Origin of the sequence: Knoellia locipacati (genome assembly GCF_007992835.1) — a bacterium.
Lineage (GTDB): Bacteria > Actinomycetota > Actinomycetes > Actinomycetales > Dermatophilaceae > Knoellia > Knoellia locipacati.
The window spans coordinates 297,915-322,473 of the sequence record NZ_BKBA01000003.1 but is presented as its reverse complement, the minus strand read 5'-3'; the positions used below and the strand labels follow the sequence as shown (position 1 = coordinate 322,473).

Annotated in this window: 27 protein-coding genes and 1 tRNA gene; 23 read left to right on the top strand and 5 right to left on the bottom strand. The window is 72.0% G+C overall.

Annotated elements, in window-relative coordinates; all coding sequences use genetic code 11:
- Positions 1-13 precede the first annotated feature (13 nt).
- The 10 genes from KLO01_RS03010 (at position 14) to KLO01_RS02965 (ending at position 8,188) form a co-directional block, all read left to right on the top strand.
- The gene (locus KLO01_RS03010; RefSeq protein WP_147062062.1) at positions 14-529 is read left to right on the top strand and encodes a hypothetical protein; all 516 of its coding nucleotides are present in this window, start codon (positions 14-16) and stop codon (positions 527-529) included.
- A gap of 4 nt (positions 530-533) precedes the next feature.
- Positions 534-1,280 carry a MazG family protein gene (locus KLO01_RS03005; protein WP_147062061.1) on the top strand — a complete coding sequence of 249 codons (747 nt, stop codon included), beginning with the start codon at positions 534-536 and terminating at the stop codon, positions 1,278-1,280.
- Positions 1,281-1,338: 58 nt separating this feature from the next.
- Positions 1,339-1,812, top strand: coding sequence for a hypothetical protein (locus tag KLO01_RS03000; protein ID WP_147062060.1), 474 nt, complete (start codon positions 1,339-1,341; stop codon positions 1,810-1,812).
- A gap of 103 nt (positions 1,813-1,915) precedes the next feature.
- Positions 1,916-2,479: a hypothetical protein gene (locus tag KLO01_RS02995; protein ID WP_147062059.1), complete on the top strand. Its 564-nt coding sequence runs from the start codon at positions 1,916-1,918 to the stop codon at positions 2,477-2,479.
- 73 nt (positions 2,480-2,552) lie between these two features.
- Positions 2,553-3,689, top strand: a complete 1,137-nt coding sequence (locus KLO01_RS02990) for a PfkB family carbohydrate kinase (protein ID WP_147062058.1) — start codon at positions 2,553-2,555, stop codon at positions 3,687-3,689.
- Positions 3,686-4,648 (top strand): pseudouridine-5'-phosphate glycosidase, encoded by a 963-nt coding sequence (locus KLO01_RS02985; RefSeq protein ID WP_147062057.1) that lies wholly within the window; start codon positions 3,686-3,688, stop codon positions 4,646-4,648. Before KLO01_RS02990 ends, KLO01_RS02985 begins: the two co-directional genes overlap by 4 nt.
- A 201-nt stretch (positions 4,649-4,849) precedes the next feature.
- Positions 4,850-6,148 (top strand): phosphopyruvate hydratase, encoded by a 1,299-nt coding sequence (eno, locus tag KLO01_RS02980; RefSeq protein WP_147062056.1) that lies wholly within the window; start codon positions 4,850-4,852, stop codon positions 6,146-6,148.
- Between the two features lie 11 nt (positions 6,149-6,159).
- Entirely contained in the window at positions 6,160-6,705 is a 546-nt protein-coding gene (locus KLO01_RS02975) for an FtsB family cell division protein (protein ID WP_147062055.1), read from the top strand.
- Positions 6,706-6,713: 8 nt separating this feature from the next.
- Positions 6,714-7,241 carry a DUF501 domain-containing protein gene (locus tag KLO01_RS02970; protein WP_147062054.1) on the top strand — a complete coding sequence of 176 codons (528 nt, stop codon included), beginning with the start codon at positions 6,714-6,716 and terminating at the stop codon, positions 7,239-7,241.
- The gene (locus tag KLO01_RS02965) at positions 7,238-8,188 is read left to right on the top strand and encodes a Ppx/GppA phosphatase family protein (RefSeq protein WP_147063072.1); all 951 of its coding nucleotides are present in this window, start codon (positions 7,238-7,240) and stop codon (positions 8,186-8,188) included. The genes KLO01_RS02970 and KLO01_RS02965 overlap by 4 nt, the downstream gene beginning before the upstream one ends.
- A 20-nt stretch (positions 8,189-8,208) precedes the next feature.
- Here the strand turns inward: KLO01_RS02965 and KLO01_RS02960 are convergent, their stop codons facing one another.
- On the bottom strand, positions 8,209-8,898 hold the full coding sequence (locus KLO01_RS02960) for a TetR/AcrR family transcriptional regulator (protein WP_186827890.1): 690 nt from the start codon (positions 8,896-8,898) through the stop codon (positions 8,209-8,211).
- A 203-nt stretch (positions 8,899-9,101) separates the two neighbouring features.
- On the opposite strand from KLO01_RS02960, the gene KLO01_RS02955 reads away from it, so the two are divergent.
- The 5 genes from KLO01_RS02955 to KLO01_RS02935 all read left to right on the top strand — a co-directional run bounded on the left by KLO01_RS02955 (position 9,102) and on the right by KLO01_RS02935 (position 12,015).
- A complete protein-coding gene (locus KLO01_RS02955) occupies positions 9,102-9,434 on the top strand; it encodes a PadR family transcriptional regulator (RefSeq protein ID WP_147062052.1) in 333 nt (110 codons plus the stop codon).
- Positions 9,431-10,522, top strand: coding sequence for an HAAS signaling domain-containing protein (locus tag KLO01_RS02950; RefSeq protein WP_147062051.1), 1,092 nt, complete (start codon positions 9,431-9,433; stop codon positions 10,520-10,522). The genes KLO01_RS02955 and KLO01_RS02950 overlap by 4 nt, the downstream gene beginning before the upstream one ends.
- An 82-nt stretch (positions 10,523-10,604) precedes the next feature.
- Positions 10,605-10,679: transfer RNA gene (locus KLO01_RS02945), tRNA-Leu, on the top strand.
- 201 nt (positions 10,680-10,880) lie between these two features.
- A complete protein-coding gene (locus tag KLO01_RS02940; protein ID WP_147062050.1) occupies positions 10,881-11,735 on the top strand; it encodes a Bax inhibitor-1/YccA family protein in 855 nt (284 codons plus the stop codon).
- A gap of 10 nt (positions 11,736-11,745) precedes the next feature.
- Positions 11,746-12,015 carry a hypothetical protein gene (locus KLO01_RS02935; RefSeq protein WP_147062049.1) on the top strand — a complete coding sequence of 90 codons (270 nt, stop codon included), beginning with the start codon at positions 11,746-11,748 and terminating at the stop codon, positions 12,013-12,015.
- Here the strand turns inward: KLO01_RS02935 and KLO01_RS02930 are convergent.
- Entirely contained in the window at positions 11,956-13,110 is a 1,155-nt protein-coding gene (locus KLO01_RS02930) for an SGNH/GDSL hydrolase family protein (RefSeq protein ID WP_147062048.1), read from the bottom strand. The genes KLO01_RS02935 and KLO01_RS02930 overlap by 60 nt on opposite strands.
- 133 nt (positions 13,111-13,243) lie before the next feature.
- On the opposite strand from KLO01_RS02930, the gene KLO01_RS02925 reads away from it, so the two are divergent.
- The 3 genes from KLO01_RS02925 (at position 13,244) to KLO01_RS02915 (ending at position 17,484) form a co-directional block, all read left to right on the top strand.
- The gene (locus tag KLO01_RS02925) at positions 13,244-14,620 is read left to right on the top strand and encodes a cystathionine beta-synthase (RefSeq protein WP_147062047.1); all 1,377 of its coding nucleotides are present in this window, start codon (positions 13,244-13,246) and stop codon (positions 14,618-14,620) included.
- Between the two features lie 139 nt (positions 14,621-14,759).
- On the top strand, positions 14,760-16,802 hold the full coding sequence (locus tag KLO01_RS02920; RefSeq protein ID WP_147062046.1) for an NADPH-dependent 2,4-dienoyl-CoA reductase: 2,043 nt from the start codon (positions 14,760-14,762) through the stop codon (positions 16,800-16,802).
- Between the two features lie 400 nt (positions 16,803-17,202).
- Positions 17,203-17,484, top strand: a complete 282-nt coding sequence (locus tag KLO01_RS02915) for a hypothetical protein (protein WP_147062045.1) — start codon at positions 17,203-17,205, stop codon at positions 17,482-17,484.
- A 45-nt stretch (positions 17,485-17,529) separates the two neighbouring features.
- Here the strand turns inward: KLO01_RS02915 and KLO01_RS02910 are convergent, their stop codons facing one another.
- The 3 genes from KLO01_RS02910 to KLO01_RS02900 all read right to left on the bottom strand — a co-directional run bounded on the left by KLO01_RS02910 (position 17,530) and on the right by KLO01_RS02900 (position 19,289).
- A complete protein-coding gene (locus KLO01_RS02910) occupies positions 17,530-18,114 on the bottom strand; it encodes a GNAT family N-acetyltransferase (protein ID WP_246136024.1) in 585 nt (194 codons plus the stop codon).
- Between the two features lie 65 nt (positions 18,115-18,179).
- On the bottom strand, positions 18,180-18,872 hold the full coding sequence (gene msrA / locus KLO01_RS02905) for a peptide-methionine (S)-S-oxide reductase MsrA (protein ID WP_147062043.1): 693 nt from the start codon (positions 18,870-18,872) through the stop codon (positions 18,180-18,182).
- Between the two features lie 141 nt (positions 18,873-19,013).
- Positions 19,014-19,289: a GlsB/YeaQ/YmgE family stress response membrane protein gene (locus KLO01_RS02900; protein WP_147062042.1), complete on the bottom strand. Its 276-nt coding sequence runs from the start codon at positions 19,287-19,289 to the stop codon at positions 19,014-19,016.
- Positions 19,290-19,467: 178 nt separating this feature from the next.
- Between KLO01_RS02900 and KLO01_RS02895 the strand changes: the two genes are divergently transcribed.
- From KLO01_RS02895 to KLO01_RS02875, 5 genes are all read left to right on the top strand, one after another.
- Positions 19,468-20,493 carry a GNAT family N-acetyltransferase gene (locus tag KLO01_RS02895; protein WP_147062041.1) on the top strand — a complete coding sequence of 342 codons (1,026 nt, stop codon included), beginning with the start codon at positions 19,468-19,470 and terminating at the stop codon, positions 20,491-20,493.
- A 33-nt stretch (positions 20,494-20,526) separates the two neighbouring features.
- Positions 20,527-21,726, top strand: coding sequence for a cystathionine gamma-synthase (locus tag KLO01_RS02890; protein WP_147062040.1), 1,200 nt, complete (start codon positions 20,527-20,529; stop codon positions 21,724-21,726).
- A gap of 9 nt (positions 21,727-21,735) precedes the next feature.
- The gene (locus tag KLO01_RS02885) at positions 21,736-23,046 is read left to right on the top strand and encodes a glutamate mutase L (RefSeq protein WP_147062039.1); all 1,311 of its coding nucleotides are present in this window, start codon (positions 21,736-21,738) and stop codon (positions 23,044-23,046) included.
- Between the two features lie 70 nt (positions 23,047-23,116).
- On the top strand, positions 23,117-23,545 hold the full coding sequence (locus KLO01_RS02880; protein WP_147062038.1) for a VOC family protein: 429 nt from the start codon (positions 23,117-23,119) through the stop codon (positions 23,543-23,545).
- Positions 23,542-24,510, top strand: coding sequence for an ATP-binding cassette domain-containing protein (locus tag KLO01_RS02875; RefSeq protein ID WP_147062037.1), 969 nt, complete (start codon positions 23,542-23,544; stop codon positions 24,508-24,510). The genes KLO01_RS02880 and KLO01_RS02875 overlap by 4 nt, the downstream gene beginning before the upstream one ends.
- Positions 24,511-24,559 lie beyond the last annotated feature (49 nt).

The following is a 24,559-nucleotide window of genomic DNA, read 5'->3' as shown; positions in this document are numbered from 1 at the left end:
GAAGGGACACCTTGTGAAGGCCGTGAAGGCTCGCACCACTGCCATTGCCCTCGCGGGCGTTCTCGCCCTCTCCGCCTGCTCGGGCACGAGCTCGGCCGAGACCGCCGCGGTCGTCGACGGGCGCGTCATCACCGAGCAGCAGGTGCGCGAGGCGACCGCCCAGATCAACAAGGCGTTCAAGCCCGAGCAGCCGCTCACCGCCGCCCAGACGCTCACCCTGCTCATCCGGGCGCCCTACATCAACGAGGCCGCGGCCGCCGCGGGCCGGGCCCAGAGCCAGTCCGCCGCCAAGGCAGCGCTCAAGGACTTCCCCGAGACCCCGGCCGAGTCGACCGTCGAGATCCTCCAGGCCGAGGCCAGCCTCCAGCAGGTCGACGACGCCGGCCGCCAGGCGCTCACCCAGAAGTTCGCGAAGCTCGACATGAAGATCAACCCGCGCTACGGCACGTTCGACCCGCAGCAGGCCTCGCTCGTCGCCGCCCAGCCCAACTGGATGGTCCCGGTCGCTCCCACCGCTCCGGCGCAGTGACGTCGTGGGGCGGCTGAGCCTCCTCGTCACGAGCCCGCGCGTCGCGCCGGGCCTGATGTCCCGCAGTGCCTGGTACGCCGTGGAGTCGGCGTCCGCGCGCCTGTGCCGCGACCTGACCGAGCCGGTCGTCGACGCCGTCGTCGAGTCGGGGCTGTCGGTCGACGCCGTGGGTGAGGAGCTGTCGCCGCCCGAGCTGGCGCGCCTGCTCGTCGACCGGTCGCGCGAGTCCGACGTCGTCTGGCTCGGCTCGTCCGACGCCGACCCGGGGCTCACCGACGCCATCGCGTCCGAGGTGTCCCGGCTCGAGACCCCGCCCGAGGTCGAGATGGTCGTCGGCTCGTGGGACGTGCCCGGCTCGCGCCTGCTCGACGCTGTCGCCGTCATGGACCGGCTGCGGTCGCCCGGTGGCTGCCCCTGGGACGCGAAGCAGACCCACGAGTCGCTCGCGAAGTACCTCACCGAGGAGGCCGCGGAGACCGTCGAGGCGATCGAGTCGGGCGACCGCGAGCACCTCGCCGAGGAGCTCGGGGACGTGCTGCTCCAGGTGCTCTTCCACGCCCGTGTGGCCGAGGACGCGGGTGACGACGCCGACCGCTTCGACATCGACGACGTGGCCGGTGGTCTCGTCGCCAAGCTCGTCCGGCGGCACCCGCACGTCTTCGCCGACGGCGACGCCTCCTCACCCGAGGAGGTCGAGGAGGCCTGGGCGCGGATCAAGGCGGAGGAGAAGGCCGAGAGGTCGGCTCGCTGAACCGGCTCCGCCGGGCGCGACGCTGTGCGAACGTGGGGGTGCCCACAGGAGGTGCCCGATGACCGCGCAGCCGTCTCCGCCGCCACTCCAGCCCGTGCCGTCGCGCCCTGCCCCGTCCTCGGGGCTGCCCCTCGGGCTCGCGCTCGCCGCGCTGGCCGTGTCGCTGTGCGTGGGGGCGTTCGTGGCCGTCCAGGTGTTTTTCGGGTCGCCGATGGGTCGTGTCGGCTGGTTCGCCTACGCGCCGTCCTCGACCGAGCTCGAGATGGGGGAGCCGATGCCGATGCTCGCCGAGGAGAGGGTGGCCGTGGACCCGTCCGGAGGTGTGAGGGGGGAGGCGCTGGTTGCGGCGCTGTCCGGCTCGCTCGATCCTGACGGAGGTCGGCTTCGTTGTCAGGACGTCCGACAGGTGGTCGCCGACGCCACGTCCGTGTGCACCCACGAGGGCCTCCCGGCCGAGAAGGTCGTCGTCCTCTTCCTCGACGGGTCGGGCCGGTTCACGTGGACCCAGGTGCAGGTCGACGCCGGGAGCTAGGACGACCCGCCACCGAGCCACCGTCGGGTCACGAATCGGTCGTTCCACCGACCACGCCGCCGCCGGCGTGCGACCCTGTGCTCCCCGCACCCAGGAGCCCACGTTGTCGCAGCAGTACCCGCCGCCCACCGGACCGTTCCACGGGGCGTACCCGGGCACCCCCGGACCCGGGGCTCCCGTGCCGGGCCACCCGGGTCCACAGAGCCCGTATGCCGGTCCGCACGCCGCTGCGTATGCCGGCCCGCCGGCATACCTCGGAATGCCGGCACCGGCACCGCAGCCCAACGGGCTCAACCCGTGGGTCGCCGGGCTCATCGGGGCCGGGGTGGGGGCCGTGCTCACGGTGATCGCCATGACCGTGCTGCCGATGCTCCTGTTCGGGTTCGCCTTCGGGGCGATGGGTGGGGAGGACGGCTTCCTCGGCGGCCCGCCGTCGGGGCGCGTCGCCGTGCAGCCGGACGGCACCGTGTCGGGGGAGGCGCTCGCGGCCGCACTCGAGGACGGCGACGGGGACTTCCTCTACGAGGACGTCACCTGTCCTGCCACACCGAAGGTCGCCACCGACGAGACGACGATCTGCGAGGGCAACGACGGCTTCACCGACATGCGGATCGTCGTCGTGTTCGACGGCTCGAACGGGCGGTTCTCGACGGCCGACCTCTGGTGAGCCCCGGTGGGGGTGAGCCCACCTCGATCGGCGGGGCTTGCTTGTAGTTCCAAGTTCTGCTTAACTTCACAATGTGAAACTCACCCCCCAGGAGCAGGCGATCCTCGTCCAGCTCCGCGCCGACCCGCTGCTCGACGCGGCGGCTCTCGCCGACCGGCTCGGGACGACCCGGGCGTCCGTCTCGGTGGCGCTGTCCAACCTCACCCGCAAGGGCGCGATCCTCGGGCGCGGCTACCTCGTGCGGGGCGAGGCGGGTGTGGTCGTCGTCGGGGGAGCGATCATGGACGTCAAGGCCCGCTCGTCGGCGCGGCTCGACCCGGCGACGAGCAACCCGGGCGAGGTCACGACCAACCCCGGTGGAGTCGGCCGCAACATCGCCGAGAACCTCGCGCGACTCGGCACCCCCACCCACCTCGTCGCGGCCGTCGGGAGCGACTCGTTCGGCGAGGAGCTCCTCGGCCACACCCGCAGCGCCGGCGTGAGCCTCGACCACGTCGTCGTGGGCACGCGCCCGACCGGCACCTACCTCGCCGTGCTCGACCACGAGGGGGACCTCGCCGTCGCCGTGTCCGACATGAGCGCCACCGACAGCCTCACCGTCGCGGACGTCGAGCCGGCCAAGGCGCTCGTGCAGCACTGCGACCTCCTCGTCATCGACGGCAACGTCCCACTCGTCGTCGCGACCTGGCTGGCCGACATCGCGGGCTCGGCGGGCGTGCCGGTCGTCCTCGAGCCCGTGTCCGTCGTCAAGGCCGGCCGACTGCGCCCGCTGCTCGCCCCGACCCGGCCGGTCCTCGCCGTCACGCCCAACATCGCCGAGCTCGCCGCGCTCGTCGACCGCGAGGTGGCCGACACCGTGCCCGCGATCAGCCGGGCCGCCGCCGACCTGCACGCGCTCGGTGTCCGTCACGTCTGGGTGCGCCGGGGTGCCCGCGGCAGCCTGCTGTCGTCGGCCCCCGACGACGGTGCCGGCGCTCCCACCGTGAGCACCGACGGCACCATCAGCTCGCACGTCGTCGACGTCACCGGCGCCGGCGACTCGATGACCGCCGGGTTCGTCCACGCCCTGCTGCGTGACGACGACCCCGTTGCCGCCGCCGCCTTCGGCCAGGCCACTGCCGCCCTCACGACCGAGTCCGTCCACACCGTCCGTCCCGACCTCACCAGCGCGCTCGTCACCGGGCGCCTCACGTCACAAGGAACCCGATGAGCACCGCCACCCCTGTCACCCCTGTCACCCCTGTCACCCCTGCCACCCCGCACCCCGCTCTCGCCCTCGCACCCGAGGTCGCCGAGGCCCTCGCCGCCGGGCGCCCCGTCGTCGCGCTCGAGTCGACGATCATCAGCCACGGCATGCCCTACCCGCGCAACGTCGAGATGGCGCGTGAGGTCGAGCAGATCGTCCGCGACGGCGGCGCCACGCCCGCCACGATCGCCGTCCTCGACGGTGTCGCCCGGATCGGCCTGTCCGCCGACGAGCTCGAGCTCCTCGCCACCCACGAGGACGTCGCCAAGGTCAGCCTGCGCGACCTGCCCCACGTCATGGCGACAAAGCGCCACGGCGCCACGACCGTCGCCTCGACGATGCGCCTCGCCGCCCTCGCGGGCATCCGCGTCTTCGTCACCGGTGGCCTGGGAGGTGTGCACCGCGGCGCCGAGGACTCCATGGACGTCTCGGCCGACCTCACCGAGCTGAGCCAGACCGACGTCGCCGTCGTCTCGGCCGGCGTGAAGTCGATCCTCGACATCGGCCGCACCCTCGAGGTCCTCGAGACGCTGGGCGTGCCGGTCGTCACGGTGGGCTCGGACGAGTTCCCGTCCTTCTACTCGCGCTCGTCGGGCTTCACCTCCCCGATGCGCAGCGACACCGTCGAGGAGCTCGCCGAGATGATGCGGATCAAGTGGGACCTCGGCCTGCGTGGCGGCATCGCGGTGACCAACCCCGTGCCCGCCGAGGACGAGATGACGCCCGACGAGATCTCCGAGCTCATCGACCGGGCCGTCGCCGAGTGCGACGAGCGCGGCATCATCGGCAAGGACATCACGCCGTTCCTGCTCGGCCGCATCGTCGAGCTCTCCGACGGCCGCAGCCTCGACACCAACATCGCGCTCGTGCGCCACAACGCCCGCCTCGGCGCCGCCCTCGCCGTGGCCTTCGCCGCCCGCTGACCCCGGGCGTCGCCACCGCGCCCACGAAGCGACCAGTTCTTCGTGAGACGAGCACCGGTGAGTGGTCGTCTCGCGAAGAACTGCTCGTCTCACGGTCCTGACCCGAGCCGGTATGCCGGGGGCGCGGGTCGGTCGGTCGGCCTGCGGCGGGCACGGGCTAGGCTCGGGACGACACCCCTCCGTCCCACCTCAGGAGCACCAGTGGCCAGCATCGACGCCGTCGGCGCACGCGAGATCCTCGACTCGCGAGGCAACCCCACCGTCGAGGTCGAGGTCGCCCTCGATGACGGGACCATCACCCGCGCAGCCGTGCCCAGCGGCGCCTCCACCGGCGCCTTCGAGGCCGCAGAGCGCCGTGACGGTGACAAGAACCGCTACCTCGGCAAGGGCGTGGAGAAGGCCGTCGACGCGGTCATCGACGAGCTCGGCCCCAAGCTCCTCGGCTTCGAGGCTCACGACCAGCGCCTCATCGACGCCGAGATGATCGCCATCGACGGCTCCAAGAACAAGGAGAAGGTCGGCGCCAACGCGATCCTCGGCGTGAGCCTGGCCGTCGCCAAGGCCGCCGCCGAGTCCGCCGGTCTGCCGTTGTTCCGCTACCTCGGTGGACCGAACGCGCGCGTCCTGCCGGTGCCGATGCTCAACATCCTCAACGGTGGCTCCCACGCCGACTCCAACGTCGACATCCAGGAGTTCATGATCGCGCCGATCGGCGCCGAGACCTTCCGCGAGGCCCTGCGCTGGGGCGCCGAGGTCTACCACTCGCTCAAGGCCGTCCTCAAGGAGAAGGGCCTGTCGACCGGCCTCGGCGACGAGGGTGGCTTCGCGCCCAACCTCGAGAGCAACCGCGCCGCGCTCGACCTCATCCTCGAGGCCATCGAGAAGGCCGGCTACACCCCCGGCGAGCAGATCGCCCTCGCGCTCGACGTCGCCGCCAGCGAGTTCTACGACGACGCCGACGGCGGGTCCTACTCCTTCGAGGGTGGCAAGAAGTCCGCCGCCGAGATGGTCGACTACTACGCCGACCTCGTCGCGTCGTACCCGCTCGTGTCCATCGAGGACCCGCTCAACGAGGACGACTGGGACGGCTGGAAGGCCATGACCGACCGCCTCGGCACCCAGGTCCAGCTCGTCGGCGACGACCTCTTCGTCACCAACCCCGAGCGCCTCGCCCGCGGCATCGAGACCGGCACCGCCAACGCGCTGCTCGTCAAGGTCAACCAGATCGGCACGCTCACCGAGACCCTCGACGCGGTCGAGATGGCCCAGCGCGCCGGGTTCCGCTGCATGATGAGCCACCGCTCCGGCGAGACCGAGGACACGACGATCGCCGACCTCGCCGTCGCCACGAACTGCGGCCAGATCAAGACCGGTGCCCCGGCCCGCTCCGAGCGCGTCGCCAAGTACAACCAGCTGCTCCGCATCGAGGAGGAGCTCGACGACGCCGCCGAGTACGCCGGAGCCGCGGCCTTCCCGCGCTTCACCGCCGGCAAGGCCTGAGGCGGGAGCGCATGGCACGCGGGAGCAGTCGCGGACCCGGATCGTCACCTCGACGTCCGGCGTCCTCGCGACCCACCGCGCGTGCCCGCGCCACCCGGGCAGGCGGGCCGTCGAGCCCGAGCCGGGCCTCCGAGATCGCGGCGGCGAGCTGGCGGGGCCGGCTCACCGCCGCGCGGAGCAACCGTCGCACCCTGCGCCGGATCGCGCTCGGGGCCGTCCTGCTCTTCCTCGTCGTCCTCGTCGCGCCGACACTGCGCGCCTACGTGCAGCAGAAGTCCGACATCAGCGCGATGCGTGACCAGGTCACCCAGCAGAAGCTCACCGTCGAGGAGCTCCAGGCCGAGCAGGCCCGCTGGGAGGACCCCGCCTACGTCGAGCAGCAGGCACGCACCCGGCTCAAGTTCGTCAAGGTCGGCGAGAAGTCCTACACCGTGCTCGACCCCGAGGTGCGCCAGCCCAGCGGGACGATCGCCCACAGCACCAAGGTCGCCGGCCCCTGGTACGACACCGTCTGGTCCTCGATGAAGGCGGCCGACGTGCCCGCCAACCGTCGGTGAACGCCCCGGTGAGCGCGACCCCCGACCCCACGCCGGTCGCCCAGGAGGACCTCGACGCCGTCGAGCGCCAGCTCGGGCGCATCCCGCGCGGTGTCGTCGAGGTCTCGCACCGCTGCCCGTGCGGCGAGCCTGACGTCCTGCGCACCCTGCCGCGCCTGCCCGACGGCACGCCGTTCCCGACGTCCTTCTACGCCACCTGCCCCCGGCTCACCGGCGCGATCAGCACGCTCGAGTCGCAGGGCGTGATGCGTGACATGACCGAGCGTCTCTGCGAGGACGACGAGCTCGCCGAGCGCTACGCCGCTGCGCACGACGACTACCTCGCCCGCCGCTCCGAGCTCGGCCAGGTCGACGAGATCGACGGCATCAGTGCCGGCGGCATGCCCGACCGCGTCAAGTGCCTCCACGTCCTCGTCGCGCACTCGCTGTCGGTCGGTGAGGGCGTCAACCCCCTCGGCGACGAGGCCCTGGCCATGCTCCCCGACTGGTGGGTGACGCACCCGTGCACCGAGCTGAACGCTTCGACGCCGTCGTGACGAGGGTCGCCGCCGTCGACTGCGGCACGAACTCGATCCGCCTGCTCGTCGCCGACGTCGACCTCGCCCGTGGGGTGCACGACGTCGTCCGTCGCACCGAGGTCGTCCGGCTGGGCTACGGCGTCGACCGCACCGGTGTCATCGATCCGGTCGCCATGGAGCGCACGCTCGCCCAGACCCGCGAGTATGCCGTCCTGTGCCGCGAGCACGACGTCGAACGTATCCGTTTCGTCGCCACCTCGGCCTCGCGCGACGCCCGCAACGCCGACGAGTTCGTCACCGGCGTCGAGAAGGCCTTCGCCGCAGCGGGATTCGACGTCTCACCCGAGGTCGTGACTGGTGACGCGGAGGCCAACCTCTCCTTCACCGGCGCGACCGGCGACCTCGTCGCGCTCGACATCCCCGGTCCCTACCTCGTCGTCGATCTCGGGGGCGGCTCGACCGAGCTCGTGCGCGGCACGACCTCAGTCGAGGGCGCCCTCTCGGTCGACGTCGGGTGCGTCCGGCTCACCGAGCGACACCTCGTGAGCGACCCGCCCACCGAGGCCGAGATCAGGGCCGCGGCATGGGACGTCTCGCGCGCGCTGGACCGGGCGCAGGAGGTCGTCGACCTCGACGGCATCGCCACCGTCGTCGGTCTGGCCGGGAGCATCACGACGATCACGGCCCACGTCCTGGGGCTCACGGCATACGACCCGGAACGGATCCACCTCGCGAAGGCGAGCGTGGAGCGGCACCGGGAGGCGTCGCTCGGCCTGCTCCACATGACGAGGGCGCGGCGGGCCGAGCTCGGCTTCATGCACCCGGGCCGCGTCGACGTCATCGGTGCCGGGGCGCTCGTGTGGCACGAGGTGTTGGGGCGCGTCCTCGAGCACTCGCCCGGGGCGCGGGTCGTGACCTCCGAGCACGACATCCTCGACGGGATCGCGCTGAGCTGCGTCAGCTGAGCCGCGTCGGCTGAGCCGCGTCAGCTGAGGTCGACGTCCGGCACGGTCTCGGAGGTGTAGGAGCGGAAGCCGTTCCACAGCACCGCCATGACGATCTCGACCGCCATGTCGAGGGTGATCTCGGGGTTGCGCAGCCGCCAGCCGGCGACCCGCTCGTTGGTGGCGATCATGATCTCGGCCATCGCCTCGCGGTAGGGCAGGGGGTAGGCCGCGATCTGCGGGATGTCGCCGAACCGCTCGGCGATGTCGCGGGCCTGGGCCTGGCGCACCATCTCGATGTCCTGACCGGCGACGACGGCGACCGCGGACTCCTGCATGTAGACCCGGAAGCTGCCGCGACGCCGCTCGAAGAACTCCATGAACGAGCGCACGCCGGCCCGGAAGTAGTCCTCGACGGGGGAGTGTGCGGGGATCGCGTCGAGGGCGGTCTTCGTCGACGAGAGCAGGTCCTCGCGGGCGCGGGCGACGACGGCGACGAGGAGGTTCTCCTTGGAGCCGAAGTGGTCGTAGATCACCGGCTTGGTGATGCCCGCCTCGGCCGCGATGAGCTCCATCGTCGTGTCCTGGTAGCCGTGGTCGGCGAACACGGCCTCGGCGACGTCGAGCAGCTGGCGCTCGCGGTCCTCACGGCTCATCCGGGGCGCGCGCGGCGTCCCCTTCGCCGGACCGCGGCGGCGAGCGGGGGTTGACGGGCTGTCCGTGGAGGTCATGCGGGGAGTTCGTCCGATCTGGATGCTGCGACGAGGGTTCTCCGAGCCTACCGGGAGGCACGGGAGCGCTTCGGAGGTTGGTCGATCGGAGGCCCGACACGCGGTCGCATGTGTGGTTGGCGCACTAATGCGGAATGCGTAGTACTGTGCACCGTGCGCCATCAGGTCGGTGGCCGTGCAGAGAAGCAGGGGGTGCCCGGACCATGGACGCCACACAGCTCGTCAAGGGAGTGCTCGACCTCGCCGTGCTCGCCGTGGTCGCCCGCGAGGACGGCTACGGCTACGACGTCGTGCGCCGGCTGCGCGCCGCCGGCCTCGAGGACGTCGGCGACGCCTCGGTCTACGGGACGCTGCGGCGCCTCTACAGCGCAGGGGCGCTCACGTCCTACGTCGTGCCGAGCGACGAGGGACCGCACCGCAAGTACTACGGGATCAACGCGCAGGGCCGTGACGCCCTCGCCAGCCAGGGCAAGACGTGGGCCGCCTTCGCAGGGACGATGGCCGGCCTCCTCGACGAGGCAGGAGTGAAGGCATGAACGACACCGTGTCGATGGCGACGGGGCCCGCGGCCGCCGAGGTGCGCGACTACGTCGCCCGGGTGCGGGCTGCGCTGGCCGACCTCCCGGTCGAGGACGTCGAGGAGTTCACGACCGGGATGGAGGCCGACCTCGCGGAGCGGCTGGCCGAGCCGGGAGAGGGCACCTTGCGTGACCGCGTCGGTGACCCGGACGCGTATGCCGCAGAGCTGCGTTCCGCTGCCGGCCTGCCTCCGCGCGTGGCAGGCGACCCGGCCCGGGTGCCGGCGGGGGAGCGGATCTCGGCGCGCTGGTCGCGTCTGAGCGCCCAGGTCCTCGAGGCGGCGCCGTGGCTCAGCGACCTGCGACCGGTGTGGTGGTTCGTGCGTGGCGTCGCGCTCGCCGCACTCCCGGCCGTCCTCGTCGGCGCGAGCATTGTGTGGCTCGGGGCGATCGGCGCCGTCGTCTCCGTCGCGCTCGGGCTGCTGGCGCGGCACGGCCACCTCAACGGCGGCTGGGTGGGGCCAGTGCGGGTCGTCGGCAACCTGCTCGCGGTGCTGCTCCTTCCCGTGGCCTTCCTCCTGCTCGTCGACGGTCATGACCCCTACGCGAACGAGGTCTACGGCGACGAGCCCGTGTCCAGCGGTTCGGGGGTGACGAGCAACGGCGAGCAGGTGACGAACCTCTACGCCTACGACGAGACCGGTCGCCGCCTCGACAAGGTCCGGCTGCTCGACCAGAACGGACGGGCCCTCGAGGTCGGTGAGGACTTCGTCTGGTCGACCGACGACCCCGGGGCACTCGACGCCCTGCGCGACCCCCGGACCGGCGAGCTGACGATCCCGCGCGACGTCTTCCCGCTCCGGTGGGACGACCGCACGGGCTGGGAGCGGATGGGTGACGGCACCTGGGAGCCGCCGCTCGCGATCACCCCGCTGCCCGGTCCGGTCCCGGTCGTCGAGAACGACGGGACGCCGACGCCGACGCCCACCACCTCGCCCACGGTCCTCCCCACGCCGTCACCGACGGCCCCGCAGACGTCGCCGAGCACAGGGGTCTCGGCGACACCCACCCCGACGCCGAGCGCGAGCCCGAGCGCGTCGCGGTGAGTGCTTGCGTCCGCACCTCTGGTCGCAGGGGTGACCAGAGGTGCGGACGCAAGCAGAACGATGGGCGGCATACAGTGAGCCCGCCCCCGTGGCCCAACTGGCAGAGGCAGGCGACTTAAAATCGCTCCGGGTGCGGGTTCGAGTCCCGTCGGGGGCACTCGCAGGCTCGTTCCCCCGTCAGGACCCGCCGTCGGGGGCTGTCGCAGGCATGGCCGGGACGCCCGACACGACGTGCGCCCTTCGGCCCTGATCGTTGTCCACAGGTGACCGTGCCACGGGAACTGTGGAGGCCCCGACACGGTTGAATGGTGTGACGACGCCGCGCCAACGCCGTGGCGCCAGACCTACGGAGGACTCGATGGCCAGCAACCCGGCCTTCAACCGACTCGAGAAGGACGCGCAGTCCGGCTACGCCGGCTTCGGGGGCCGCGGCTCCGCGAACCCGGGCAACGTCTCGTACGCGCAGCAGGGGACGACCGACCAGTGGGGCTCGCAGCAGCAGCTCCAGGACATGTACAACTCGCCGTCCGCCGGCCCGACCGACACCGGTCGCGTGACGATGGACGACGTCATCATGAAGACGATGGGCCTGTTCGCCCTCGTCCTCGTGTTCGGCGCAGCCGGCTGGATCTTCGCCGCGCAGAGCCAGGGCCTCGGCTACATGCTCGCCATGGGCGGCATGATCGGCACGCTGGTCCTCGGCCTCGTCATCGCGTTCAAGAAGACGCTGAGCGTCCCCCTCATCGTGGGCTACGCCGTCCTCGAGGGCCTCTTCGTCGGCGCGATCAGCCAGATCTTCGAGCAGCGCTGGGAGGGCGTCGTCCCCACCGCCGCGCTGGCCACCGCGGCGACGTTCACCGGCATGTTCCTCGCCTACAAGAGCGGGCTCATCAAGGTCACCGACAAGTTCCGCCGGATCGTCACGATGATGCTCTTCGGCTACGCGATCTTCGCCGTGGTCAACTTCCTCTTCGCGATGTTCACCAACACGAACTTCGGCATCGGTGGCAGCGGACCGCTCGGCATCGGCATCTCGCTCTTCGCCGTCGGTCTGGCCTCGGTCACGCTCGCGCTCGACTTCGACATGATCGACCGCGCCATCGCGACGGGTGCGCCGCAGAAGTACAGCTGGCTGCTCGCCCACGGCCTCATCGTCACGGTGGTCTGGCTCTACATCGAGTTCCTGCGCCTCTTCGCGCGGATGCGCGACTGACCAGGCGCTGATGCACCGCCTCCCCGACGACGTCTCGCGGGAGCTCGAGCGCGTGGTCCGCAGGTGGCGTGAGCTGCCCGCGGACCGCGCGCTCGCCGCGTCCCCGGCGGTGCGCGACGTCGTCCAGGACCTCGCCGACGCCACGGCAGGTCAACCCGTGCCGGACCTCGGTCCGGGCGTGCTCATCGACCAGCTGCGCGTCCTCGTGTGGGACGCAGCGTCAGCGGGGGTCCCCGAGCTCACCGAGCGGCTGGCCGACCTGCGCCGCAGCCTGCCCTGAGGCCGTCGCTCCGCTCGCGGCCGCAGCCGTCCCAGGGGTCGCCGACGTGCCCGACGTCGCCGCCTCGGCGGCACCCGACGCGTCGGGCTGGGGGTCGCGCGCCGACGGCACGGCGTCGTGTCGACGCCGCAGCAGCACGGCCCACCGGCCGCGCGGCCCTCGCGCCTGGCCACCGACCTCGGTCGGCGAGACCTCGGTCCCTGCGTCCTTGACCGCCTGTCCTGCGGCCACCGCCACCGGTCCGACGCCCTCGCCGCGACGTGCCTCGGGCGCGCGGTCGGCGGTGTCGTGGCCCCACACACCGAGGGCGGCGCAGACCGACGGCAGCAGCGCCGCCGCGGCCCGCGCATAGCCGGCAGGCGAGGGGTGGAAGCGGTCCTCGCTGAACATCGTCTTGGGAGAGGCGGCGAACTCGTGGCCGAGCAGGTCACCCAGCGACACCGTGCGACCGCCTGCCTCGACGACCGCGATCGTCTGGGCCGCCGCCAGGTCACGGCTCCACCGCCGGGCGAGGAGGCGCAGCGGCTGCGCCAGCGGCTCGATGGTGCCGAGGTCGGGGCAGGTGCCCACGACGACCTCGGCGCCGAGGGCCCTGATCCGCCGCACGGTCAGCTCGAGGTGGCGCACGGCCGTCGCCCGGTCGACGCGGTGGGTGACGTCGTTGGCGCCGACCATGACGACGACGACGTCGGGGGTGATCGACTCCAGCCCCTCGGCGAGCTGTCGCTCGAGGTCGCTGGACTCGGCGCCGACGACGGCGCAGTTGGTGAGGTGGACGCGGCGCCCCATGAGGGCGCTCACGCCGCTGGCGACGATCGCGCCGACGGTCTCGTGGGGGTTGTGCGCGCCCATGCCGGCGGCGCTCGAGTCGCCAAGGACGAGGATCTCGATCGGCTCGCCGGGGCCCGCGCCGTAGGTGCCGTCGTCGTCGGGGGAGGAGTCGAAGGGAGTGCCGACGATCCGCCGTGCGAGCAGCGCCTCACCCTTGATCACGGCATAGCCGACCGCACCGAGTGCGGCGCTGGCCGCGGCCAGGCCACCGCCCCCGTATGCCGCTGTCGCTGCGATCTTGCGTGCTCGCCGTGCGCGTCCCATGCCGTCGTGCCACCCTCTCGAAAAGCGTCCCTCCACGCTAACCGACGCCGACGACGCAGGGGCGCGGACCCGGCATACCGAGGCCGTGACGTCACCGTCCGGCAACCGGCGGCGGGGATGGGAGGATGGGGGCATGAAGTATGCCGAGCACATCGTCGACCTCGTGGGCAACACCCCGCTCGTGAAGCTGAACTCCGTCACCGACGGGATCGCCGCGACCGTCCTCGCCAAGGTCGAGTACATGAACCCGGGCGGCTCCGTGAAGGACCGCATCGCCCTCAAGATGGTCGAGGCCGCCGAGGCCTCGGGCGCCCTCAAGCCGGGCGGGACCATCGTCGAGCCGACGAGCGGCAACACCGGCGTCGGCCTCGCGCTCGTGGCGCAGCGCAAGGGCTACAAGTGCATCTTCGTGTGCCCCGACAAGGTGAGCGAGGACAAGCGCAACGTCCTCAAGGCCTACGGCGCCGAGGTCGTCGTCTGCCCCACCGCCGTCGCGCCGGACCACCCCGACTCGTACTACGAGACCTCGGACCGCCTCGTGCGCGAGACCGAGGGTGCGTGGAAGCCCGACCAGTACTCCAACCCCAACGGCCCGGCCTCGCACTACGAGAGCACCGGCCCCGAGATCTGGCGTGACACCGACGGCCGTCTCACCCACTTCGTCGCGGGTGTCGGCACCGGCGGCACGATCACCGGCACCGGCCGCTACCTGCTCGAGATGAGCGCCGACCGCGAGGGTGGCCGGGTCGAGATCATCGGCGCCGACCCCGAGGGCTCGGTCTACTCCGGCGGCTCCGGTCGCCCCTACCTCGTCGAGGGCGTGGGTGAGGACTTCTGGCCGAGCGCCTACGACCCCGAGGTCGTCGACCGCATCGTCGCCGTGTCCGACGCGGACTCGTTCGACATGACCCGTCGCCTCGCCCGTGAGGAGGGCCTGCTCGTCGGTGGCTCCTGCGGTATGGCCGTCGTCGCCGCGCTCGAGGTCGCCAAGGACCTGCCGGCCGAGGCCGTCGTCGTCGTGCTGCTGCCCGACTCGGGGCGCGGCTACATGTCCAAGATCTTCAGCGACGACTGGATGAGCTCCTACGGCTTCATGGACTCCGACGCCGACGCCACCGTCGGCCAGGTGCTGCGCGCCAAGAGCGGCGACCTGCCCGCCCTGGTCCACACCCACCCCAACGAGACGATCCGCGACGCCATCGAGATCCTGCGCGAGTACGGCGTCTCGCAGATGCCCGTCGTCAAGGCCGAGCCGCCCGTCATGACCGGTGAGGTCGCCGGTTCGGTGAGCGAGCGCGAGCTGCTCGAGCTGCTCTTCGTCGGCAAGGCCACGCTGCACGACTCTGTCGAGAAGCACATGGGCAAGGGCCTGCCGCTCGTCGGCGCCGGTGAGCCGGTCGCGACCGCGCGCCACGAGCTCGAGACCGCCGACGCCGTGCTCGTCATCGACGACGGCAAGCCGGTCGGTGTCCTCACCCGCGCCGACCTGCTGGGTCACCTCGTCGACTGACGTCTCCACCCAGCCACGCTGACGAGGCGGGGTATGCCGGGAGCGCGCGCTCCCGGCATACCCCGCCTTTCGTCCATCGAGAGCAACGACACAGCCCAGGGCGGTAGGCCCGGTGCGAGCGGTTCCCTACTCTCGAGTAGTGAACGCGTACCCGCACCTGCTCGCACCGCTCGACCTCGGTCACGTCACCCTGCCCAACCGGGTCGTCATGGGGTCGATGCACACCGGCCTCGAGGACCGGGCGCGCGACTTCCCCAAGCTCGCGGCGTTCTTCGCCGAGCGGGCGCGCGGGGGAGCCTCGCTCATCATCACCGGCGGGTTCGCGCCGAACATCGAGGGCACGCTGCTCCCGCTGGCGTCGAAGCTCACGACGAGGCGCGAGGCCCGGCAGCACCGCGTGCTCACCGAGGCGGTCCACGCGGAGGGTGGCCGGATCGCCCTCCAGCTGCTCCACGCCGGGCGCTACTCGTACACCCCCTGGTGCGTGGCGCCCTCGGCGGTCAAGAGCCCGATCTCGAAGTTCCGGCCCCGCGCCCTGTCGGCCCGCGGCGTGGAGCGCACGATCTCGGCGTTCGTCCGGTCGGCGCGGCTCGCGCGCGAGGCCGGCTACGACGGTGTCGAGGTCATGGGGTCCGAGGGCTACCTCATCAACCAGTTCCTCGCGCCCCGCACCAACCAGCGCACCGACGCCTGGGGCGGGACGCCCGAGAAGCGTCGCCGCTTCGCCGTCGAGATCGTGCGACGCATCCGTGAGGAGGTGGGCGAGGACTTCCTCGTCATCTACCGGATCTCGGCGGTCGACCTCGTGCCCGACGGCCAGACCTGGGACGAGGTCGCCGCGCTCGCCCGCGAGGTCGAGGCCGCCGGTGCCTCGGTGCTCAACCTCGGGATCGGCTGGCACGAGGCGCGCGTCCCGACGATCGTCACCTCCGTCCCCCGCGCGGCCTTCGCCTCGTATGCCGGCCGCCTCAAGTCCGAGACGTCGCTGCCGGTCATCGCGACGAACCGGATCAACATGCCCGAGGTGGCCGAGGGGATCCTCGGTGCGGGTGACGCCGACCTCGTCTCGCTGGCCCGGCCCTTCCTCGCCGACCCCGAGTGGGTGCGCAAGGCGGCGGAGTCGCGCGTCGACGAGATCAACACCTGCATCGCCTGCAACCAGGCCTGCCTCGACCACACCTTCAGGAAGCAGCGCGCGACCTGCCTGCTCAACCCGCGCGCCGTCCACGAGACCGAGCTGGTGCTGGGGCCGACGCGTGCCGCGAAGCGGGTGGCGGTCGTCGGGGCCGGGCCAGCGGGTCTGGCGTGTGCGACGGCGCTGGCCGAGCGCGGGCACACCGTCGACCTCTTCGAGGGGCGCGACGACATCGGTGGGCAGTTCGCCATCGCGCAGCGCATCCCCGGCAAGGAGGAGTTCTCGGAGTCGATCCGCTACTTCCGCCGTCGGCTCGAGGTGACCGGTGTCCGGGTGCACCTCGGCCGGGTGGTGGGTGCGGACGAGCTGCGTGGCGGCGGGTTCGACGAGGTCGTCGTGGCGACGGGCGTGGAGCCGCGCGTGCCGTCGATCCCGGGCGTGGACCACCCGTCGGTGATGACCTATGCCGAGCTCGTCCGCGGGGAGCGCACGCCCGGCGCGCGGGTCGCCGTCGTCGGGGCCGGCGGGATCGGCGTCGACGTGAGCGAGTACCTCACGGCCCAGCCGTCGGCGACGCTCGACCTCGACCTGTGGCGCGCCGAGTGGGGTGTCGGCGACCCCGCGGCGTCGCGCGGCGGCCTGGCCGCGCCCGTCGTCGAGGCGCCGAAGCACGAGGTGGTCCTGCTGCAGCGCAAGGCCTCCGGCATCGGCAAGGGTCTGGGCAAGACCACCGGCTGGGTGCACCGGGCCTCGCTCAGGGCCAAGGGTGTCGAGCAGGTAACCGGCGTGTCCTACGACCGCATCGACGACGACGGCCTGCACGTGTCCTTCGCGCCCGAGGACGGCTCCGACGGTCCGCGCACCTCACGCGTCATCGCCGTCGACAGCATCGTGCTCTGTGCCGGGCAGGAGTCGGTCCGGACCCTTGCCGACGAGCTGGGCGACAGCGGCATCCCCGTGCACCTCATCGGCGGCGCCGACGTCGCCGCAGAGGTCGACGCCAAGCGCGCCATCCGCCAGGGCACCGAGCTCGCCGCCCGCCTCTGACGCGCCGGGGTCCGCGGGCCCCTCACCATCTGCCCGCCCGGGAGGTGTCTTTGCTCCACGTGCTGACGCAAGGCCGCGCCCTCACCACCTGCCTGCCTGAGAGGTGTCTTTGCTCCCCGAGATGACGCGAGGCCCCGTCCTCACCACCTGCCCGCACTCACCCATCTGCCCACCCGGGACGTGTCTTTGCTCCGCGTGAGGATGCAAAGACACCCCCATTCGCACCAGGAGGTGACGCAACGGGCCTGTGCGTCATGAGCCGGAGCATATGGGGGTGTCTTTGCATCACCTGCGGGAGCAAAGACACGTCTCCGACAAGCACGTCGTCGGCGAGGGCCGCTGCCCGATCGACCGGTTCCTGACGGCCCGACGGAGTGCGCCGCCGTGGCACGCTGCCCCCATGACTGGATGGTGGTGGGTCGTCCTCGTCGTCGCCGTGCTCGGCGTCGTCCTCCTGGCCGTGGGCTTCGTCCAGATGCGCGCTGCCCGACCCACGCCGGGCATCAAGGGCGGTTTCGGTGGACCGGCCGGCAGCTCCGACGTCGGGTCGCACCCGGGCTTCGAGGCGCCGGGTCCGCGCGAGCACTGGAAGGTCGGTGCGCCGCTGCGCATCGCCGGCTTCGCGGCCCTCGCCACCGCGGCCGTCCTCGGTGTGGCCCTCACCATCGCCCGCGCCTTCTGATCCCGGCCGGGGGACCACGCGGTCGCTGCCCGTGGGACCTTCGAGTCAGCTGCCGAGCGCCGGCGACCAGTCGGACTCGAGCACGGCCATGAAGTGCACGTCCACCCACTCGCCGTCGAAGAGCAGCGCCTCGCGCCCCGTCCCCTCGTGGACGAACCCGACCTTCTCGTAGACGTGGCGAGCCCGCGGGTTGAAGTCGTAGACCTCGAGCGTGATGCGGTGCAGCCCGAGCACGCGGAACCCGTGGTCGACGACGAGACGGGTCGCCTCGGTCCCGAGACCCCGCCCCCGGCCCGCCGCACCGATGAGCGTGCGGAACCAGCACGACCGGTTGGCTTCGTCCCAGCCGGCGAGGACGACCTCGCCGACCAGCTCACCGCTCGCGTTGTCGACCACGCCGAGGACGAGCCGGTCGTCCGCCTCCGCCCAGCCCGCATAGACCTCGCGGAGCCTCTCGATCGGCATCCCCGGCGGATCCTCGGTGCTCGAGCCCACCGACCCGGTCAGCCGGGCGATCTCGCCGTCGCTGCGGATGATCGCGTCGACGAGGTCCGCGTCCTCGGCCCTTATCGGGCGCAGGGTCACCAGCTCACCGACGAGCGTCGGCTTGTCCGTGAAGTCGGTCGTCACGGACGGCACTGTGCCACGCGAGGGGCGGGACGGCATACCGGATTTCGCGTCCGGCGACGACAGCGTCAGGCGGGCGGGACGACGTCCGTCTGGGCGGGGAGGTTCGCGACGCCGACGGGGCAGGTGAGCCCGTTGGGACCGTGGTTGCAGTAGCCGTTCGGGTTCTTGTGGAGGTACTGCTGGTGGTAGTCCTCGGCGTACCAGAACGTCCCGGCGTCCTGCGCCGACGCGAGCTGGGTCGTGATGTCGCCGGCCCGGACGCGGGTCAGCTCACCCTGGAACGCCTCACGCGTCGTGCGCGCAGCGGCCTCCTGCTCCGGCGTGGTCCAGAAGATCGCGGACCGGTATGCCGTGCCGATGTCGTTGCCCTGCCGGTTCGCCGTCGTGGGGTCGTGGTTCTCCCAGAAGGCCTTGAGGAGCAGCTCGGGCGTGGTCCGCGTCGGGTCGTAGGCGACGAGGACGGACTCGGCGTGGCCCGTGCGGCCGGTGCAGGTCTCCTCGTAGGTCGGGTTCGGCGTGAACCCGCCCATGTAGCCGGCCGCGGTCGTCACGACGCCGGGCAGCTGCCAGAAGATGCGCTCGGCGCCCCAGAAGCAGCCCATCGCGACGTAGAGGACCTCGGTGCCCTCGGGCCAGGGGCCCTCGAGCGGGGTGCCCAGCACCTCGTGCGTCGTCGGCACCGTGAAGGGCCGGGTGTCACGACCGGGCAGGGCCTCGGCGGCGGTGGGCATCGTGGTCTTGGCGCGCGATCCGAACATGGGGCACTCCTCGAGGGGGTGGAGAGGGGTCTGTGGGGTTCAACGTGCTGGGACCGGTGTTGTTCCCGGCAGGGGCTCGTGACGACATGGCACGGGCCCGCCCTCACGAGGAGGACGGGCCCGTTGGCGTTCGGTCGCGGGTCAGACGCGCGAGCGGTTGCCGGTCAGGGCCTTGACGCCGAAGAGCAGGAGGCAGGCTCCGGCGATGGCCGTGATGAACGTGAAGATGAGGCCGGCGCCATCGGTGTCGACACCGAGCAGGCTGAGCAGCAGGCCGCCGAGGAAGGCGCCAACGATCCCGACGACGATGTTGAGCAGGATGCCCTGCTGCGCGTCCGTCTTCATGATCTTGCTGGCGATCCAGCCGGCCAGGCCACCGATGATGATCCAGCCGATGATTCCGAGAGTTCCGGGCATGTTGCGTACCTCCGTGGTTGTGCATGGTGTTCTTTGCAGAACGGTCCACAGTAGGGTCGCCGGACGACGGGATGGGCCGTAGGGGTTGCGGGGATGCAGGCGTTACCGGAACGTGTCAATAGCCCGGGGCGTCCGGAATCCGGTGGCTCTGCTCGCCGCTCCGGAGGACCATGGCGCCATGACCGTCAGGATCGTGCCCGTCACGACGCTCGACCCCGCGCCGGATGCGGCGGCACTCGCGCAGGCCTGGAACGACGTCCTCGTCGCGACGACCGTTGCCACGATGGGGGACGACCACGACGCGTGGTCGCTGGCGAGCCGCCGCGCCCGCGAGGCCTCGACGAGCTGGAGCCACCGCTACTTCGCGGCGGTCGCGGAGGTCGATGGCGCCGACCGCGTCGTCGCGGCCGCCGAGCTCATGCTCCCGCTGCACGACAACGAGGAGCTGGCGCTCCTCGACGTCTGCGTCGCCCCCGAGCACCGACGCCGCGGCATCGGCACGCTCGTCCACGACCATCTCACCGCCCTGGCGCGCGAGGCGGGCCGGACGACGTTCGTCGCGGAGACGGCATACCTTAAGGACGGCACCGACCCCGGCGAGGGGTTCCTCGAGAGGCAGGGGTTCGCCCTCGCCCAGACGATGCTGCGCAACGACCTCGACCTCACGGACCTCGACCGCACCGCCCTCACGCCCCGGAACGGTTCTGCGACAGCCGGATACGTCATCGAGACCTCGACCGACGACACCCTCGACGAGTGGCTCGAGGACCGGGCCCACCTCCAGCGGCGGATGAGCACCGACTCCCCGGTGGGTGACCTCGAGTTCCACGAGGAGGGGTGGGACGCCGACCGGCTGCGGGCCCAGCGCGAGACGACCCGGCAGAGCGGCCGGCGCGCGTTCGAGTCGGTGGCGCGCCACTCGGGCAGCGGGCGGCTCGTCGCGTTCACTCAGCTCCAGGTGCCGACGGCCGAGCCGGTGCTCGCCTACCAGCAGGACACGCTCGTCCTGCGCGAGCACCGCGGCCACGGGCTGGGGGCGGCGGTCAAGGCGGCGAACCTCGCGGCCCTGCGGCGCGAGCTCCCGCAGGCGCGCACCGTCCGGACCTGGAACGCGCAGGAGAACGGCCCGATGATCCTCGTCAACGAGGCGATCGGGTTCCGGACGACGGCGACCCTTCGGGAGTGGCAGCGACGGCGCGGCTGATGCGGACGGGAGGGCCCGGCATACCCTGTCCCCATGTCCGACTCGAGCAGCGACCAGACCCTCGGCTTCTCCACCCGTGCCCTGCACGCCGGACAGGATCCGGACCCCACGACCGGCGCGGTCGTCACCCCGATCTACCAGACCTCGACCTACAAGCAGGACGGGATCGGCGGCTTCCGGGGCGGCTACGAGTACAGCCGCAGCGCGAACCCGACCCGCACCGCGCTGGAGACCGGGTTCGCCGCGCTCGAGGGTGGTGAGCGCGGGTTCGCGTTCGCCTCGGGGCTCGCCGCCGAGGACACCGTCCTGCGCGCGCTGCTCAGCCCCGGCGACCACGTCGTCGTGCCCTCCGACGCCTACGGCGGCACCTACCGGCTCTTCAACAAGGTCCTCAAGCACTGGGGAGTCGAGCACTCCATCGCCGCGATCGCCGACAACGACGCCGTGCGCGCCGCGATCCAGCCCGGCCGCACCCGCGTCGTGTGGGTCGAGACCCCGACCAACCCGATGCTCGGCATCGCCGACATCGCCGCCCTCGCCGAGATCGCCCACGAGGCCGGCGCGCTGCTCGTCGTCGACAACACCTTCGCCTCGCCCTACCTCCAGCAGCCGCTAGCGGACGGCGCCGACATCGTCCTGCACTCGACGACGAAGTACTGCGGCGGCCACTCCGACGTCGTCGGCGGCGCTGTCGTCGTGGCGCACGGTGTGACCGTGCCGTGGTTCGACGGCGAGTCCGCGAGCGATCGGGTCGCGTTCCACCAGAACTCGATGGGCGCCGTCGCCGGGCCCTTCGACTCGTGGGTGGTCCAGCGCGGTCTCAAGACCCTCGCGGTCCGCATGGAGCGCCACTGCGACAACGCCGAGAAGATCGTCGAGTTCCTCCAGGGCCACGACGGCGTCACCGCCGTGCACTACCCGGGCCTGCCCGAGCACCCCGGCCACGAGGTCGCCAAGCGCCAGATGAAGCGCTTCGGTGGCATGGTCGCGTTCCGCGTCAAGGGTGGCGAGGACGTCGCGGTCAAGGTGTGCGCCGAGACCCAGATCTGGACCCTGGGCGAGTCCCTCGGTGGCGTCGAGTCGCTCATCGAGCACCCGGGCCGGATGACGCACGCGTCGGTCGCCGGCACCGAGCTCGAGGTCCCGTCCGACCTCATCCGCCTCTCCGTGGGCATCGAGGACGTCGAGGACCTCATCGCCGACCTCAAGCAGGCTCTCGACCGGCTGACCTGAGCCGCAGACGTGTCGCTCGTCCTCTGCGTCGACGTCGGGTCGACGTTCACCAAGGCGGTTCTCGTCGACGTGACGTCCGGTGCGCTCGTGGGTGCCGCGTCGTCGCCGACGACCGTCTCGACCGACGTCATGGACGGCGTCGATGCCGTGTGCCGTGAGCTCGCCTCCCACGGTCCCGTCACCGAGACGCTCGTCTGCTCGTCCGCGGGTGGCGGCCTGCGGATCGCCGTCGTCGGCTACGAGCGCGAGGTGACGGCCGAGGCCGGGCACCGCGTCGCCCTGTCGGCCGGGGGGCGCGTGGTGCACGTGTCGGCGGGGCGGCTGTCGGGGGAGGGGGTGCGCGAGCTGCGTGCCTCGGCTCCGGACCTCGTCCTGCTCGTGGGCGGCACGGACGGCGGCAATGCGGATGTGCTGCGGCACAACGCTTCTCGCCTCGCGAACGCCCGCATCACCATGCCGGTCGTCGTCGCCGGCAACGCCGACGTCGCTGATGAGGTTGCCGCCGAGCTGGAGCGCACCGGTCGGCGGCACGTCGTCACGAGCAACGTGCTGCCGCGGATCGGGGTCATCGCACCCGACGCCGCGCGGGCGGCGATCCGCGCGGCGTTCCTCGAGCACGTCATCGGCGGCAAGGGGCTCTCGCGCGGTCGCGGCTTCACCGAGCTCGTCCGGGCGGCGACCCCCGACGCGGTCCTGCGCGGTGTCGAGCTGCTCGCCGACGTGCGCGGTGAGGACGTCGTGGTCGTCGACATCGGCGGCGCCACGACCGACGTCTACTCGGTGCTGCGTCCGCAGGGGGAGGACGCCGAGATCGAGCGCGACGTCGCCGGCTCGATGTGGCACGAGCGGACCGTCGAGGCCGACCTCGGCATGCGCTGGAACGCCCTCGGCATCGTCGAGGCCGCGCAGCGCGAGCACCTCCCGCTGTCGCCCGGGGCGATCGCGTATGCCGGACACGTCGCCTCCGCGACCGGGCACCGGGCCTCGACGCCCGACGAGTGGCAGCAGGAGGGCGACCTCGCCCGGACGGCGGCCCTGGTCGCGGCCCGGCGCCACGGCCGACCGAGGGCCGCGGGCGACCGGCCCCGGCCCCTGGCCGACGTGGGGCTCGTTCTCGGCTCCGGCGGGGTGTTCCGCCACGGGCCGCGAGAGCTCGGCGACGGCGTCCTGACGGCGGTCACCGCCGACCACGCCGGCGGCTGGACGGTCCCAGCGGCGGCAGCGACAGGCATCGACACGGCATACGTGCTCTTCGCGTGCGGGCTCCTCGCGGACGCGTACCCAGAGGCGGCGCGCGCGCTCGCCCTCACCGTGCGCTGAGTCCACCCCGCAGGCCCCGGCTCCGGAAAAGCGGTGGGCGATGTCGGTGGTCCCACCTACGCTCGTGGCCATGAGTGAAGACACCGCTCAACCGAGCGTCCGACCGATCCTCGACCTCGTGGTCCTCGACTGCCCCGACGCACTGGCGCTCGCGCACTTCTACGGCGAGGTCCTCGGCTGGGGCCTCGAGACCGACTCCGACCGCGACTGGGCGACGCTCGAGCCGCCCGGCGGTGGGGTCTCGGCGCAACGCCCCGACGGTCGCACGACGCTGGCGTTCCAGCGCATCGACGACTGGGTGGCGCCGACCTGGCCCGGGGGCTCGCACCCGCAGCAGTTCCACCTCGACCTCGCGGTGCCCGTCATCGCCGACGCCGAGCCGGCGGTGCTCGCCGCGGGGGCGACGGTGCACGAGCACCAGCCGAGCGAGAACGGCGGCTTCAAGGTCTACCTCGACCCGGCCGGTCACCCGTTCTGCCTCGTCGGGGAGCCGTCATGAGCCGCGAACCCGTCATCGAGGCCGTGGGCCTGGTCAAGCGGTTCGGCGACTTCACCGCCGTCGACGACGTGAGCTTCGAGGTGCCGCGGGGCTCGGTCTTCGGGCTGCTCGGCCCCAACGGCGCGGGCAAGACGACGACGGTGCGGATGATGACGACGCTGGCGATCCCGACGAGCGGGTCCGCCCGGGTCGCCGGCCACGACGTCGTCAAGGAGCCCGAGGCCGTGCGCGCGTCGATGGGGCTCACCGCGCAGAGCGCGACCGTCGACGACCTGCTCACCGGTCGCGAGAACCTCCGCCTCATCGGCGACCTCTACGGCCTCGACCGCAGCTTCGTCCGCAAGCGCACCGACGAGCTCCTCGAGCAGTTCTCGCTCACCGAGGCCGGAGACAAGGTCGTCAAGGACTACTCCGGCGGCATGCGGCGCCGCATCGACCTCGCGGTGAGCCTCATCGCGCACCCGTCGGTGCTCTTCCTCGACGAGCCGACGACGGGTCTCGACCCCCGCAGCCGGGTCGAGCTCTGGGACGTGCTGCGTGAGCTCGTGCGTGACGGCACCACGCTCCTGCTCACGACCCAGTACCTCGACGAGGCCGACCAGCTCGCCGACGACATCGTCGTCATCGACCACGGCCGGATCATCGCCCAGGGCACGCCGCTCGAGCTCAAGAACCAGTCGGGGGCCGCGAGCCTCGTCGTCACGGTGTCCCGTCACGACCAGGTCCGGCAGGCCGCCGAGCTGCTCCGCGGCGTCGTCGGAGACGTCCACGTCGACGAGGACGCCCGCAAGCTCACGGCGCCCGGCGGCGACGTCGGCGCCCTCTCGCAGGTGGCGACCCGTCTCGACGACGCCTCGATCGACGTCGACGACCTCGGCATGCAGCGGCCCAGCCTCGACGACGTCTTCCTCGCTCTCACCGGGCACAAGGCCGAAGAGACCAGCAACCAGGAGGTGTCGGCATGAACACCGCACACAGTCCTTCCTCCACGTCGTTCCCCCAGATCCTTTGCGA